This is a genomic window from Clostridioides sp. ZZV14-6009 (assembly GCF_020658095.1).
GTDB lineage: Bacteria > Bacillota > Clostridia > Peptostreptococcales > Peptostreptococcaceae > Clostridioides.
Genome location: NZ_JAGWDG010000094.1, coordinates 1 through 226, shown reverse-complemented (window position 1 = coordinate 226; position 226 = coordinate 1). Strand labels below are relative to the sequence as shown.

The window sequence follows — 226 nt, the reverse complement described above, 5'->3', positions numbered from 1 at the left end:
AATAATCAGATAGGTTTAGATTTAGGAATTAAAGAATTTTGTATCTCAAGTTGTGGACAATTTATAGAAAATCCTAAATATCTTCAGAAGTCATTAAACAAACTTGCTAAATTACAAAGAGAATTATCGAGAAAAACAATCGGTAGTTCAAATAGAAATAAAGCAAGATTAAAAGTTGCAAGACTTCAAGAACATATAGCTAATAGGCGAAAGGATTTTCTACAAA

General features: G+C 27.4%; 1 protein-coding gene. It reads left to right on the top strand.

The genetic code is table 11. The features are described 5' to 3' along the window. Positions 1 to 226: transposase (locus KGF36_RS20045; protein ID WP_227854986.1), on the top strand; the 226-nt coding region annotated here is incomplete at both ends.